We start from the raw sequence: 13530 nt of genomic DNA on the forward strand, positions 1-13530 counted from the left end.
AAAAATATTTAAGCAAGAAAAACACATCCCTATTCAACAATATTTTCTAAACTTAAAAATCGAAGCTGCTAAGCAATTACTAGATGAAAATAAGAAAGTAGAAGAAGTTTCCAATTTACTTGGATTTTCCACTTCTTCTAATTTTTCAAGGACATTTAAAAAAATAGTGGGAATTAGCCCACTAGAATATAAGCAAAAGCCTAAGACAATATAGTAATCGAAAAATATTCATTTTGCTTATGGTGACATCAACAATCCCAAAGAAACTCTTTCATCAAGGGGACTTTTTTATCTCCCGAATTATACTCAATTAATCTAATAACTTCAACTCGCTATATTAGACAATCAATCCATTCATCACCTCTGATAACGCTAATGAAATAAGAGAATCTCCTAACTCTCTATAATTTACCTCTCTACCATAGTTAAATAATATTTTAGTAAATCTTCAACAGTCATTTTCTGTCTTTGATGAAGCCACCACTTTAAGGTCTCGATAAAACTGGATAAAAGAAATTGTTTTAAGAAATCTTCAGGAATGTCCACCTTTGTAATATACTCCTCACGCAATCTAGGGTAAACATCGTGTTCTAATTCACTTCTAAAGCGTAATAAAAAATAGGGATCGTCAGATAATAATAACGTAGCGATACTATCTTGATTTTGTTCAAAATGTTTTAAGATATGAACTAAATACTCTTCAAACGTAACATCTCTAGCCTGCTTAAATAAGTGGTGAAAAAGGTCTTCACAGAGCTCCTTGAGTAACACTTCTTTGCTTTCATAGTGAGAGTAAAAAGTTGATCTTCCTACATTTGCAAGTCCGATTACATCTTGAACCGTTACTTTAGAATAATCATTTTCCTGTAGCAGGCTTATAAAGGCATTATAAATCGCTACTTTTGTTTTCTGAATTTGTCTATCTTTTACCATATAGGACACTTTCTAAGTTTTGTTCAGTATTGAACAAGTGTTCTTTTTTGTTTCTAGCAATTCTCTTTTATCTCCTAGATAATAGAAGAAAGAATCACACTACAATACCAGTATAACAAAAGGAGAAAAATATGACATCAAACAAAAAAGTGGCTATCGCTTTTATATTAAATATCAGCTTTTCCGTCCTTGAATTCATCTTTGGAAGTCTATTCTTCTCAGGAGCTATCTTAGCCGATGCTGTTCATGATTTTGGTGATGCAATAGCTATTGGCATCTCAGCTACTTTAGAAAAAAAATCTAAGAAAGATGAAGATACGATATTTTCATTAGGTTATAAACGTTTTAGCCTTTTAGGAGCTCTTATCACAAGTCTAATTCTTATAAGTGGATCTATCTTAGTCATGATAGAAAATATTCCAAAATTGTGGCATCCTACTCCTGTTAATTATCACGGCATGTTTATTCTAGCTGTCATCGCTATTATCATTAATGGTCTAGCTAGTTTTATTCTCCATTCTGGTCAAAGTAAACATGAGGAAATATTAAGCCTTCATTTTTTGGAAGATATTCTAGGGTGGTTAGCTATTATTGTTATATCTCTTATCTTAAATTGGAAACCGTTGTATATCCTTGATCCATTATTATCAGTTGCCATATCTACTTTCATCTTATCTAAAGCACTTCCTAAATTACTATCAACCCTGAAACTTTTTTTAGATGGTGTTCCAGATTCCATAGATTACGCTGCATTACATGATGAACTTAAGGGACTTTCGCAAGTAAGATCTATCAATCAACTCAATATCTGGTCAATGGATGGTATTGATAATCGAGCAATCATTCACTGTTGCTTAAATCAATTGATATCTGAAAAAGATTGTAAAAGAGCTATTCGAACGATTTGCCAACATTATAAGATAAACGATGTTACTGTTGAAATCGATTATTCTTTAAGAGAACATCAAAATCATTGCAAACCATTAAAAAACTAACCTGAGTGTTAGTTTTTTCCTTGACTTGGAGTTAACTCTAAGTGTTAAGATTAGGTCAATACTAATGAAAGAAGGAAAATAAAGATGACAGATACAATGATATTAAATGACAATCATAAAATACCAACTTTAGGTTTAGGTACGTGGATGATAGATAATGATAGGGTAGCTCAAGTTGTTAAAGATGCTATCGAATTAGGCTACCGCCATATTGATACTGCACAAGCATACAACAATGAAAAAGGGGGCGGTGTAGGGATTAAAGAATCTGGTATTACACGTGAATCTTTATTTGTTACGACTAAAATTGCCGCTGAACATAAAGATTATGAAAGTGCTACAAAATCAATTGATCGATCACTAGAAGCTTTAGGGCTTGATTATATTGATTTAATGATTATTCATAGTCCACAGCCTTGGAAGGAATGGCGTGAAACAGATAAACATTTTGACCAAGGAAATTTAGAAGCTTGGAGAGCTTTAGAGGATGCTCAAAAATCTGGTAAGGTAAAATCCATCGGTGTCTCAAACTTTTTAGAAAAAGACTTAGAAAATATCTTAAAAAATGGTTATGTTAAACCTGCTGTCAATCAAATCTTAGCTCACATCGGAAATACACCTTTCGACTTGATTGATTACTGTCAAAGTAAAGGTATTCAAGTTGAAGCTTATTCACCAATTGCACATGGACAAGCATTGAAATCTGATGGTATTCAAAAAATGGCTGAAAAATATGGGGTTAGTGTTGCTCAATTATGTATTCAATATTTACTACAATTAAACCTGATCGTTTTACCAAAGGCTTCTAGTAAAGAACATTTACAGTCTAATCTAGACTTTGACTTTGTAATTAGTGACGAAGATATGTCGATATTAAAATCACTTATGTTTGACGATTATGGGGAATTTTCTAACTTCCCTGTTTTTAGTGGAAAATGAAACCATATGCGGATTTTTACAGATGTTTAATTTTCAAAATTTTTAAGTTTTTCTTGACTTGAAGTTAACTCTAAGAGTTATAATGAAGTTATAGAAAAGAGGTAAGGTTATGAAAGTAGCTACATTTATTGAACCTGGCAAAATGGTTATAACTGATACACCAAAACCAGTCATTGAACAAGAGACAGATGCTGTTATCAAAATTGTTAGAGCCTGTGTTTGTGGTTCAGACTTGTGGTGGTATCGTGGTATTTCAAAACGTGAAAGTGGTTCTTTTGCAGGTCATGAGGCTATTGGTATCGTTGAGGAAGTTGGTACTAAAGTAACTGACGTGTCAAAAGGTGATTTTGTTATTGTTCCCTTTACACATGGCTGTGGCCAATGTCCGTCTTGTAAGGCTGGATTTGATGGAAATTGTACAAATCATCAAGCTGAAAAAAATGTAGATACCAAGGTCAATATCTACGTTATACTAATGCAAACTGGGCATTGGTTAAAATTCCTGGTCAACCTTCTGACTATGATAATGAGACACTTAACTCTCTTCTCACCTTATCAGATGTAATGGCAACTGGTTATCATGCTGCAGAAGTTAAAGAAGGTGATACGGTAGTTGTCATGGGAGATGGTGCTGTTGGACTCTGTGGTGTTATTGCTGCTAAAATGTTAGGTGCTAACCGTATCATTGCAATGAGTCGTCACAAAGATAGGCAGGAACTAGCATTGACTTTTGGTGCAACGGATATTGTCGAAGAACGGGGTGACGAAGCCGTTAAACGTGTTTTAGATTTAACCAATCAAGCAGGTGCCGATGCTATTTTAGAATGCGTTGGTACAGAGCAGTCTGTTGATACAGCTACCCAAATTGCTAGGCCTGGTGCTGTCATAGGACGTGTTGGTATCCCACAAAATCCAGACATGAATACCAATAATTTATTCTGGAAAAATATCGGCCTTAGAGGTGGCATTGCTTCTGTAACAACATTTGATAAGTCTGTCCTTTTAGATGCTGTTCTAACTCATAAAATTAACCCAGGCTTAGTTTTTACAAAATCCTTTGTATTAGATGATATTCAAAAGGCTTATGAAGCAATGGATAAACGTGACGCTATCAAATCCTTAGTGATTGTTGACTGAATATCGATGTTAAAAATGTATATCAAAGAAGTTAGTAAAAAGACTGGCATTACGTCAGATACCATTAGGTATTATGAGAGAATTAATCTTATTCCCCCTATTCATCGGAGTGAATCAGGAATTCGTGAGTTCACACAAAACGATATTGATATTTTAGAATTTGTCCGCTATTTTAGAGGCGCAGGTGTTTCCGTTGAAAGTCTCATTGATTATATTCATTTGGTTGAAAAAGGCGATTCCACAATCCCAGCTAGGCTAGAAATTTTAAAAGATAAACGCAACAACCTTGAAGATAGGCTTCAAGGCCTCCAAGAAGCACTTAATCGTCTAAATCACAAAATAGACAATTATCAAAATAAAGTTGTTCCTAGAGAACAAGAACTTTTTGATCCAACAACGAAATGAGGAAATCTTATGCAAGAAACAACTAAGTCTATCTTTCCTAAGGGTGAAAAAAATCCATATGGTGAATTCTTTATTAGGCAATCCTATCTCGCAGCATTAGCAAAATCTCCAGATGGGAATGTTTCAGTTGGAAATGTAACCTTTGAAGCTGGCTGTCGTAATAATTGGCATGTTCATTTGGACGGTTATCAAATCCTCCTCGTTACAGAAGGTTCAGGTTGGTACCAAGAAGAGAATAAAAAGGCAGTTTCATTAGAACCAGGTAACGTGATTGTAACTGATAAAGGCGTTAAACATTGGCATGGTGCTAAAAAAGATTCTGAATTTGCACATATTGCGATTACAGCTGGTAAGAGTGAGTTTTATGAAGCTGTTAGTGATGAAGAATATTCAAGACTAGGTTAAATTCAAGTAAGGAGGAATCAATCCATTATGAAAGAAAAACAAACAGCCGGACGTCGTCAATTAGAAGAATTTGCACCTGAATTTGCCAGATATAATGATGATATTTTATTTGGTGAGGTTTGGGCAAAAGAGGATCATTTAACAGATAAAACACGTTCTATTATTACTATATCTGCCTTAATTAGCGGAGGAAATCTTGAACAGTTAGAGCATCATCTTCAATTTGCCAAACAAAACGGAGTTACTAAAGAAGAAATTGCTGACATTATCACTCACCTCGCTTTTTATGTTGGATGGCCAAAAGCTTGGTCAGCCTTTAATAAAGCTAAGGAAATTTGGATATAAAATAACAGACATAGCAAGAGAGATACTTTCCCAAAAGCCAAAAAGAAAGATCAACCAATTATTAAACCAACTATTAGGAGAATGATATGCTTACTATTCAAGAAATGAAAGATACAACCTTTGAATTACAAGAAAATTTTAGAAGGTTAAATTATCCTATTAAACAAGTTGCTAAAGACTTGCAACTTAATATCAGTGAAGTTGAATCTCTTTTAAGTCTTGATGTTACTTATCCTGGAGATGTTTGTATGCTGAGAGATTATCTAGAAGATATGTTGAAAAAAGAGGGTAAAGAAGTTTATCCATTTTCTAGATTAGCATCTCATTCAGCAAATCGTTGGTACCCTTATGAGACACCATGGCGTTATTAAAGAATAAAGATTAATCCATCATCTTTAGAGAAATAAACAAAAATAGTCAATAGATTTTTTTTAGAAAAAAGCTATAAAATAAGTGCCTCTTAGAGAATACTCTATATCATAAGATTTCTTCTTTGAACCATATCATTCCAAAAGAAAATTATGATTGCTAACAAGACAATTATTCTAAAAAGAAACTATTTTAACGACTCTATAATTACTTAAGGAATCATAAAGAATAAAGATTTTTATGCTATCATTTCAAATTGTTGAAAAGCCAGCAATGATACTTGCTGGAGTAACTTTAGAAAATGTAAAGTCAAATCAAGAAGGTATCCAGCAAGCCATTGGCATTTGTAAAACACAACCTGATTTTCGTTTCGATTACAGTGCCACTTATCAAGTAGAGACAAGTGTCCAAGCCCCAAAAGGGTTAGAAATTATTAGGATCCCAAGCGCTACCTATGCAGTCATTTCTGTTAAAGGTCCAATGCCATCGAGTCTTCAAGAAACATGGCGAAAAATAATACAAGGATTTTTTCAAGAGAATAATCTAAAACCAGCTAACTCGCCAAACTTAGAAATTTATTCATCTCAACATCCACAAGATACTGATTATCAAATGGAAATTTGGCTTGCTATCGCAGATATTACTAATAACTCGAAAACAAACTTAATCTAGTATTGCTTAATATAAAAAAGCCCCTTCTTGAGGCTTTTTTATATTAAGTGATTTCTTTACCTGCATTAGCACCAGACTGTAAATTAAAAATACGCTCGACATGAATAATACCAACTGCTTTCGGAACCCCCATGCGTCCTTCTGCCCATTTTTTCGCTGCTTCGTAATAAGTACCTTCTGTTTGAATTTCAGCAGTTCCCACAAACCTGTAACCTAAAAGGCGTTCACGATCAACAAAGGCAATTTCAATTTTCCCATTATCTTCAATGTTAATACGAGTTTGACCATCTGTATTTTCATTATAAATAAACGTTTTATCATCCCAGAGACGCATAGAACGTTTTGGGCCAATATTGGGTTGACCTTTAGCATCAACCGTCGCGACCATTGCTAACTGACTATTAATAATCTCTTTCATTTCTTGTGTAATCATATTAATTTCTCCTTATTTTCTTGCTCGTTTTCCTTTTTTCCCAGCAGTTACTAGGAAAAGCAAACATAAACTAACGTATCCTAGAATCTCGTATATAAAATTATTTTTAGAACTTGTTTGAGGTAAATTTACATCAGACTGTGACTTATGTAATTGCTGCTCGGACCTTATTGGTGTTACAGCTACAGAATTATTAGTCTCCGCATTTATATTATGACCTTTAGCCACTCTATCACCGTCTGCCTTTTCATTAGGTAAAGCCTTATCAAAAATCGGCGTTTTATAATCAACTGGTTTTGAATTTTTCTCCACTTGTTTTTTACGATAATTTGGGACTGCATTTAGGTACCCCTTAGGTGTCTTAGGAATCAATCGGTCTGCTTCTGCCGCTGCATTTCGGATAGCTTGGAAAAATCCTAATCTATGATATTTTGCCAAAGGAATCTGACGTATTGCTTTAATCTTATCAAGGGAACTATTTAAAATATCTTTAATATAAAGACCTTCATAATCAGCTAAAGTGGCAACTGCCAAGGCATGATAACCTTCATTATCCTCGTCAACATTTAATACAGGATTACCATATGCATCTTTTTGTCCCTCGCCAATAGTATCACTCATATCAAGTGCATAAATCAATTTTCCAGACTTGTCAAAATAAACGTTCAATCCGATATAATATTCTGGCAATGGTAAAGGCGTCTTTAATAAATAAACTCCTTGTACCATTGTAGCTTGCGCTAATGGTCCTTTTCCCTCGACTAAATCTGTCAGCAAATCTAACTCTTTTTCCAAGCGCTTAACATTAGCTTCTTTAATAGCACTATTATTATAAGCTAATACCGCTTTGTTAATACTCCTCTCAAGCAAATGACCATTCTTTGTTGCCTTCTTGGTCACTAAAGCCTTCTCAGCTTTAGCTATGGCTTTATCCAAATCAACGCGATCAAGGAAAAATTGTGCTTCTTGAAGGAATTTTTGTTTTTCTCCTTGTCGGAGGTTAGATTTTGATAACAACGCTTTACCTGCAGTAGTCATTTCTCTAAACTGAGTTTGAGTAGTCTGACGTAATGTAGAGTAATCTAAACCTTCTAGTGTTTTTAAAACCTTTTCAAGGTCTACCATTGTAGAAGATAGCTTATCTGGATCAATGATAAAACGCTCACCATCTGCTAACATATGAGAATTATTATGTGTCCTAACAACCACTTTCTTATTAAAGCGTTTGTCCCCATCATTTTGATCAAAAGCATTAAAAGCAATCTGAGATAATGTAGATGAACCCTTCACTTCTTTCAAATGATTCCTTTTGAAAGCCTCTTCACGAATAGTCTGTAAATTTGGCGGTAAGACTACTTCACTAAGGGCATTATCCGAAAAAGCTTGGACCTCAATTGTCTTTAATTGTTTTTGCTCAGAGAGATTTACACTTTCCAGTTTATTGGATAAAAAAGCCATTTCACCAATTGTTTTAACCTTATTTCCGATAAACATAAGGTGAAGTGCACCATTTTGTCGAAAAGCTGAACGTCCTATTTCTTGTACAGATTCTGGAAGAACAATGGCGTAAATATGATTAATATGGAAAGCAGCATCACCTATTTTGATAAGTTTGTCTTTCAAGTCTAGAGTTCCAATACGATTATTCATAAAGGCTCCCTCTTTAATCTCTTCTAAATCTTCACTTGCTTCAAAGGATTTCAAGTTATTAGATTGAAAAGCAAAAGCACCTATTTTCCGAATAGTTGAGGGGAGCTTTATTTCTTCCAAATCATATTTACGTAAAGTTTTACTTTGAAAATCAACATTGCGAAAAGCGTTATCACCAATTTCAGTAATAGTAATACCATTGTGTTGTTTTGGAATTTCTAAGTTTTTATTACGTCTTACCTTTTGTAAGCCTTTATTTGAAAAACCTGTAATACTATTTTTTTGATAGGTAAAATCTTCCTCTAACCATTTGGTATAATCCATATCAGGCGTTGCACGCCACAATGATTTGTCCGGATTGACGTAAGTATTCTCAGTCGCAAGTTGATGTGGATTTTGGCCTGTCCGTGTGCGCAATACGACCTGATTGTTGTAATGTTCATCTCCTGGATTTCCTGTAAAAGCTTCTGATTCTATTTTTTCAAGTCCATCCGGAAGCATAACATTACTTAGATTATTATCTTGAAAACTTGCTTCTCCTATAACCTTAAGCTTACTTCCCAAAAACTCAACTGTTTGAATACGATTAGATTTGAAAGCGCGTTCTGCTAATTTTATCAAGTGATGTGGCAAGTAAAGCTTACCACCAATCTGGTTATCAAAAAAAGCTAATTCTCCAATGACCTTTAGGTTATCTGGTAACTTTACTTGTTTTAAAGACATGTGAGCAAAAGCATAGTCTGAAATAGTCTCGAGACTTTCAGGAAGATTAACCTCAGCAATATTCTTATTGTCCACAAAAGCATCTTGACCAATAGACTTATAACCATTTGGAATAGTAAGCTTAGTCAACTGGTAAGCATTAAATATTTCTCCCTCATCAATAATTTCCTTCTGATCAATATCTAAACGACTCGGTTTCCCATTTTCTCCTAGCCTACTTGTATATTCTGCAATGGCCGTCTTTTTATCTGGAGTAAAAGCAAAGCTAGCTACTTGTGTCAATTGAGTTCCATCTGCTGCATGACTTGGTAAAACTAAGTGTGATGTTTGAGATAACTTATTAATTCCAGATTTTGAAAAACCTACTAAAGTATCCCCTCTAGTTACGAAATCTTTTGCCTCCCAAGTTGATGTTTCTATGATTTCCTTTTTTGAAGCTGTATCCTGTTTTGATACTTCTACTTTGCTAGCATTATTACTAGAATTGCTTGCTTCTTGTGTAACCTCTGGTTTTGCTTTGAGGACTTGTTTAGGGTCATTTACTACTGACTCGGTTTTAGAACTAGAGTTATTACTATTTCCATCAGAAAATAAATCACTAACTGTTTCATCAACAGTAGAATTCTCTTTAGAAACATTTGTTTTCCTCTCATTATCTTCTTCGAACCAATCATCTTCTGAAGCTGACTGGGTTTGTTCTTGTTTGACCGATTCCTCTCTTTCTAATCCATATACCTCCTGGCTGTATGTCACTACTGATACTGTAGTAAGTGCCAAGGCAAGCGTTTTAAGATGTTTTTTTGTCATTACAATAAAGCCTTTCTAAAAGCCAATATATTTCTCTTAATCTTCTGATCGAGTATATTTAGTTAAATCATGCAGGACTGACAGTCTTCTAAGTCCGATGAAGTGAAATCATCCAGCATATCATCATCATAACTCTCGCTACCTTCTAGGATGTCCTGTCTCACTCGTACATAATAAATAGAGGCACATTTTTGTTTAAATGCTTGAATATAGGCTTTATTTAAATCTCGCGTAGTTGCTTGATCTGTCATGAAAAGCGTTAGCGAAATAGCTTGATCAATGTGTTTTTGAGCGGCAGCTGCAATATTGATAATCGCCTCAGGTCCCACTTCATAAGCTCCTTTTTTGTAGTAGACATAATTATCTGCATCAATCTTATAAGCAGGTACATAAACCCTCCCCAGTGCTCCTTCCTTGCGTACTTCGACAGGTGATACAACTGGTTGGAGGCTCGGAGTACAAGAAGAAAGATAACTGATTGACCCTGTCGGAGCAACAGCTAATAAATGCGCATTAGCTAATCCTATCTCTTTAATACTTTGCACAAGCTTTCTCCAGTCCTCTTGGCTTGGTAGAGTCAGGCCATACTCAGCTAGTAGATTTTTAACACGCTGTGTTTTTGGCTCAAAGTTTTGTTCGGTATATTGATAGAAATAACTGCCATCAGCATAACTTGATTCCGAGAAGCCTTCAAAGGTTCCTTTTTCTTTTGCTAAATGGTTAGAAGCTTTAAAGGCATAATAAGCCATAGCGTAAAAGAAGCAATCTGTAAAATCAATAGCTTCTTGAGAATCGTAATAAATATGGTTAGTCGCCAAAAATCCATGCAAATTCATAGCACCTAAACCAACAGCATGATTAGCTGCATTACCTTTTTTAATAGATGGAGCACTATCTAAATCAGAAGTTCGAGATATACGATCAAGGGCTCTAATGCTATTAGCAATTAATTTTTCAAAATCCGCCGCTTGATCCATAGCACGCGCAATATTAATAGAACCTAAATTACAACAAACATCATGTCCAACCTTAGTGAAAGTCAGGTCTTCTGAAAATTGACTGGCTGTATTAACTTGTGCAATCTCAGAACATAAATTAGACATAACAATTCGTCCCTCTTTTTTGTGAGGGTTTTTAGCATTTACAGTATCTTCAAATAAGATATAAGGATAACCAGATTCAAAATGAAGCTCTGCTATCGTTTGAAATAGTTTTCGTGCACTAATAAAGGTTTTACGAATATCCGCATTGGCTAATAAAGTTTCATATTCTTCTGTGATAGAGATATCAGACATTGGTTTACCATATACTCGCTCAATGTCATACGGTGAAAACAAGGCCATATCTTTATTTGCCTTAGCCAATTCAAAAGTAATATCAGGAATAACAAGTCCTAGGGAAAGAGATTTAATTCGAATTTTCTCATCGGCATTCTCACGTTTAGTATCTAAAAACGTTAATACTTCAGGATGGTGAGCGTGTAAGTAAACTGCACCAGCTCCTTGTCTTTGTCCTAATTGATTGGCGTAAGAAAAAGAATCTTCTAGTAATTTCATGACAGGTACAATACCAGTAGCTTGATTTTTAATACCTTTTATTGGAGCACCAAATTCCCGTAAGTTGGTTAAGCAAAGTGCTACCCCACCACCTCGTTTTGATAACTGAAGGCTTGTACTAATAGCACGAGAAATAGATTCCATATTGTCTTCAATGCGCAACAAATAGCAAGAGATATATTCACCACGACGTTTTTTCCCTGCATTTAAAAAGGTAGGTGTTGCTGGTTGAAAGCGATTTGCTAGCATGTCATCTACTAGGTCATAGGCAGCTTTTTCATCACCAGCAGCTAAAAACAGAGCATTCATTACAACACGATCTTCATAGTGTTCCAAATAATAACGATTGTCTTCTGTTTTAAGAGCATAAGCATTATAAAATTTTAAAGCCCCCATAAAATTTAGAAAAGCAAATTTCTTAGTGTATGCATGCTCAAAAATTTGGCAAATAAACTCAAGGTTATATTGTTTTAGAAGGTCCGATTCATAGTAGTTATTAGAAACCAAATAATCTAGCTTTTCAATTAGTGATGTGAACGTCATTGTATTAGGTTCAACATGTTCTATCATATATTGTTCAACAGCCTCTTTATCCGAAGCAAAATGATAATTACCTGTGCGATCTCTAAAGCGTGTCTTCGCGTTCAACGAGAGATATGCATCTGATTGTGTCATCTTATTTATCCTTTCTAGTGAATTGGCAAAGTAACTCCTTTACCCTTGTAACATCTTCTTGTGTTCCCAGTAATTCAAATTGATGAAGCAAAGGAACATTTAATTTTCGAGCAATAATAGGTCCAGCAATGGCATAAGTGTCACCAAAATTGGTATTTCCAGAAGAAATAACCCCTTGGCAATGTTCCCGATTTTGTCGAACATTTAAAAACTGTACAACTTGTTTTGGAACTGCGCCTTTGGTATCATCTCCTCCTCCAGCGTAAGTAGGCACAATCAAAATATAATCCTCAGTAACCAATATATTGCTACCATCTGATGGAATACGCTGGTTAGACCAAGCCAACTTTTGAACAAAACGATGGGTATTGTTAGATTTCGATGAAAAATAGACAACCTGCACTGTACTATCCATTTAAAACTCCCAATCTTCATCCAATGTTTCTTCTGTAATCCCCATAATATATGAAGAGCCGTTTCCTGAGAAGAAATCATGATTTTCATCTGCACGCGCCGAAAGTTGTGCAAAAACCTCAGGAGATATACGAGTCTCTTCTTCTGTAAATGGAGAATCATATCCTAAATTTTGTAAAAATTTACCAGCATTGTAAATGCTAAACCTGATTGCATCTTCAGCCAAATCAAAACCATCATATAGTTCGTAAAGATAGGCTTTTTCTAAATCAATCAACTGATAAAGGAGGTCAAAGACAAATGTCTTCATTTCGGCTTGCTTTTCTACAGATAATTTAGCAACTTTCTGTTGATACTTATAGCCACTGTAATAGTTATGAATTACCTTATCTCGTAAAATTAAACGAATAATATCAGACGTATTTGGTAATTTTCCTCTGGCTGAAAGGTAAAAAGGAAGGTAAAAGCCACCATATAACAAAAATCCTGGCATCATGGCTGCAGCAACCTTAGATTTCAAAGGATCATCACCAGTATAAAAAGGAATAAGTATACGTGATCGAGCTTGTAGACTTTCAGTATCTACTACCCATTCATGTGCTTCCTCAATTTGTTGGCTAGTGCATAAGGTTGAAAAAATCGTTCCATACGATCGCGCATGAATAGCCACCATAAAGGCAAAGTTAGCATAAATAACTTGTTCATGATCTGTCTGAGAATGCTTAATCTGAGCAATATCACCAACAGTAGCCTGCACAGAATCTAATAAGGTTAGACCAGTAAAAGTCCGAGTAATTAATTGCTGCCAATCAGCATCCAATGTTCTCCAAGAATTAAGGTCATTAGAAACTGGGATCTTTTCAGGTAACCAGAAATTTTGAGTTACTCTGTTCCATACCTCTAAGTCTTTGTCATCGTTTAGCTTATTCCAATTAACAGAACGCATAGGAAAAGCTTTTTCTGACAAGGCATAGTCAAGTGGCGATTGAGAACGATCATAGTATGATTGCATTAAACTAGTCTCCTAAATATTAAAATTAAGCGAGTTTTAAGCACCAAAAAAGCCTCCCAA

The 13530-nt window shown here is 34.9% G+C and carries 14 protein-coding genes and 1 pseudogene; 9 read left to right on the top strand and 6 right to left on the bottom strand.

The genetic code is table 11. The features are described 5' to 3' along the window. Positions 1–214, top strand: a 214-nt coding sequence (locus HMPREF9171_RS1000000113580; protein ID WP_153299370.1) for a helix-turn-helix domain-containing protein, incomplete at its 5' end; no start/stop codon positions are given. Between the two features lie 194 nt (positions 215–408). Here the strand turns inward: HMPREF9171_RS1000000113580 and HMPREF9171_RS105430 are convergent. Continuing rightward, positions 409–933 (bottom strand): TetR/AcrR family transcriptional regulator, encoded by a 525-nt coding sequence (locus HMPREF9171_RS105430; RefSeq protein ID WP_000237805.1) that lies wholly within the window; start codon positions 931–933, stop codon positions 409–411. A gap of 131 nt (positions 934–1064) precedes the next feature. Between HMPREF9171_RS105430 and HMPREF9171_RS105425 the strand changes: the two genes are divergently transcribed. The 8 genes and pseudogenes from HMPREF9171_RS105425 to HMPREF9171_RS105395 all read left to right on the top strand — a co-directional run bounded on the left by HMPREF9171_RS105425 (position 1065) and on the right by HMPREF9171_RS105395 (position 6200). Further along, on the top strand, positions 1065–1928 hold the full coding sequence (locus HMPREF9171_RS105425; protein ID WP_000203282.1) for a cation diffusion facilitator family transporter: 864 nt from the start codon (positions 1065–1067) through the stop codon (positions 1926–1928). An 84-nt stretch (positions 1929–2012) separates the two neighbouring features. Next, the gene (locus tag HMPREF9171_RS105420) at positions 2013–2867 is read left to right on the top strand and encodes an aldo/keto reductase (protein WP_000132675.1); all 855 of its coding nucleotides are present in this window, start codon (positions 2013–2015) and stop codon (positions 2865–2867) included. Between the two features lie 109 nt (positions 2868–2976). Next, a pseudogene (locus HMPREF9171_RS01000000113035) lies at positions 2977–4004 on the top strand (zinc-dependent alcohol dehydrogenase family protein). Positions 4005–4019: 15 nt separating this feature from the next. Beyond that, entirely contained in the window at positions 4020–4409 is a 390-nt protein-coding gene (gene nmlR / locus HMPREF9171_RS105415; RefSeq protein ID WP_025193623.1) for a stress response transcriptional regulator NmlR, read from the top strand. 9 nt (positions 4410–4418) lie between these two features. Then, entirely contained in the window at positions 4419–4814 is a 396-nt protein-coding gene (locus HMPREF9171_RS105410; RefSeq protein ID WP_001158472.1) for a cupin domain-containing protein, read from the top strand. Positions 4815–4841: 27 nt separating this feature from the next. After that, positions 4842–5159, top strand: a complete 318-nt coding sequence (locus HMPREF9171_RS105405) for a carboxymuconolactone decarboxylase family protein (protein WP_000660666.1) — start codon at positions 4842–4844, stop codon at positions 5157–5159. Between the two features lie 86 nt (positions 5160–5245). Next, complete coding sequence (locus HMPREF9171_RS105400) at positions 5246–5530, top strand: DUF2316 family protein (RefSeq protein ID WP_000955820.1); 285 nt, start codon at positions 5246–5248, stop codon at positions 5528–5530. Positions 5531–5768: 238 nt separating this feature from the next. Then, on the top strand, positions 5769–6200 hold the full coding sequence (locus tag HMPREF9171_RS105395; protein WP_000948275.1) for a GyrI-like domain-containing protein: 432 nt from the start codon (positions 5769–5771) through the stop codon (positions 6198–6200). A 43-nt stretch (positions 6201–6243) separates the two neighbouring features. On the opposite strand, the gene HMPREF9171_RS105390 is transcribed toward HMPREF9171_RS105395, so the two are convergent. The 5 genes from HMPREF9171_RS105390 to nrdF all read right to left on the bottom strand — a co-directional run bounded on the left by HMPREF9171_RS105390 (position 6244) and on the right by nrdF (position 13470). Beyond that, positions 6244–6633, bottom strand: a complete 390-nt coding sequence (locus tag HMPREF9171_RS105390) for a pyridoxamine 5'-phosphate oxidase family protein (RefSeq protein WP_000632623.1) — start codon at positions 6631–6633, stop codon at positions 6244–6246. Positions 6634–6645: 12 nt separating this feature from the next. Next, positions 6646–9813, bottom strand: a complete 3168-nt coding sequence (hupY, locus tag HMPREF9171_RS105385) for a leucine-rich repeat adhesin HupY/LrrG (RefSeq protein ID WP_000162167.1) — start codon at positions 9811–9813, stop codon at positions 6646–6648. 62 nt (positions 9814–9875) lie between these two features. After that, positions 9876–12044, bottom strand: a complete 2169-nt coding sequence (nrdE, locus tag HMPREF9171_RS105380; protein ID WP_000194381.1) for a class 1b ribonucleoside-diphosphate reductase subunit alpha — start codon at positions 12042–12044, stop codon at positions 9876–9878. A gap of 1 nt (position 12045) precedes the next feature. Continuing rightward, a complete protein-coding gene (nrdI, locus tag HMPREF9171_RS105375) occupies positions 12046–12459 on the bottom strand; it encodes a class Ib ribonucleoside-diphosphate reductase assembly flavoprotein NrdI (RefSeq protein WP_000378635.1) in 414 nt (137 codons plus the stop codon). Beyond that, a complete protein-coding gene (gene nrdF, locus HMPREF9171_RS105370) occupies positions 12460–13470 on the bottom strand; it encodes a class 1b ribonucleoside-diphosphate reductase subunit beta (RefSeq protein WP_001192437.1) in 1011 nt (336 codons plus the stop codon). Between the last annotated feature and the right edge of the window lie 60 nt (positions 13471–13530).

Origin of the sequence: Streptococcus agalactiae ATCC 13813, assembly GCF_000186445.1 — a bacterium.
In the GTDB taxonomy this organism is placed as follows: domain Bacteria; phylum Bacillota; class Bacilli; order Lactobacillales; family Streptococcaceae; genus Streptococcus; species Streptococcus agalactiae.

Excerpts from the sequence above, each read along its gene's own strand:
- HMPREF9171_RS105430 (WP_000237805.1), bottom strand. The coding sequence starts at position 933 with ATGGTAAAAGATAGACAAATTCAGAAAACAAAAGTAGCGATTTATAAT.
- HMPREF9171_RS105425 (WP_000203282.1), top strand. The coding sequence starts at position 1,065 with ATGACATCAAACAAAAAAGTGGCTATCGCTTTTATATTAAATATCAGC.
- HMPREF9171_RS105420 (WP_000132675.1), top strand. The coding sequence starts at position 2,013 with ATGACAGATACAATGATATTAAATGACAATCATAAAATACCAACTTTA.
- nmlR (WP_025193623.1), top strand. The coding sequence starts at position 4,020 with ATGTATATCAAAGAAGTTAGTAAAAAGACTGGCATTACGTCAGATACC.
- HMPREF9171_RS105410 (WP_001158472.1), top strand. The coding sequence starts at position 4,419 with ATGCAAGAAACAACTAAGTCTATCTTTCCTAAGGGTGAAAAAAATCCA.
- HMPREF9171_RS105405 (WP_000660666.1), top strand. The coding sequence starts at position 4,842 with ATGAAAGAAAAACAAACAGCCGGACGTCGTCAATTAGAAGAATTTGCA.
- HMPREF9171_RS105400 (WP_000955820.1), top strand. The coding sequence starts at position 5,246 with ATGCTTACTATTCAAGAAATGAAAGATACAACCTTTGAATTACAAGAA.
- HMPREF9171_RS105395 (WP_000948275.1), top strand. The coding sequence starts at position 5,769 with ATGCTATCATTTCAAATTGTTGAAAAGCCAGCAATGATACTTGCTGGA.
- HMPREF9171_RS105390 (WP_000632623.1), bottom strand. The coding sequence starts at position 6,633 with ATGATTACACAAGAAATGAAAGAGATTATTAATAGTCAGTTAGCAATG.
- hupY (WP_000162167.1), bottom strand. The coding sequence starts at position 9,813 with ATGACAAAAAAACATCTTAAAACGCTTGCCTTGGCACTTACTACAGTA.
- nrdE (WP_000194381.1), bottom strand. The coding sequence starts at position 12,044 with ATGACACAATCAGATGCATATCTCTCGTTGAACGCGAAGACACGCTTT.
- nrdI (WP_000378635.1), bottom strand. The coding sequence starts at position 12,459 with ATGGATAGTACAGTGCAGGTTGTCTATTTTTCATCGAAATCTAACAAT.
- nrdF (WP_001192437.1), bottom strand. The coding sequence starts at position 13,470 with ATGCAATCATACTATGATCGTTCTCAATCGCCACTTGACTATGCCTTG.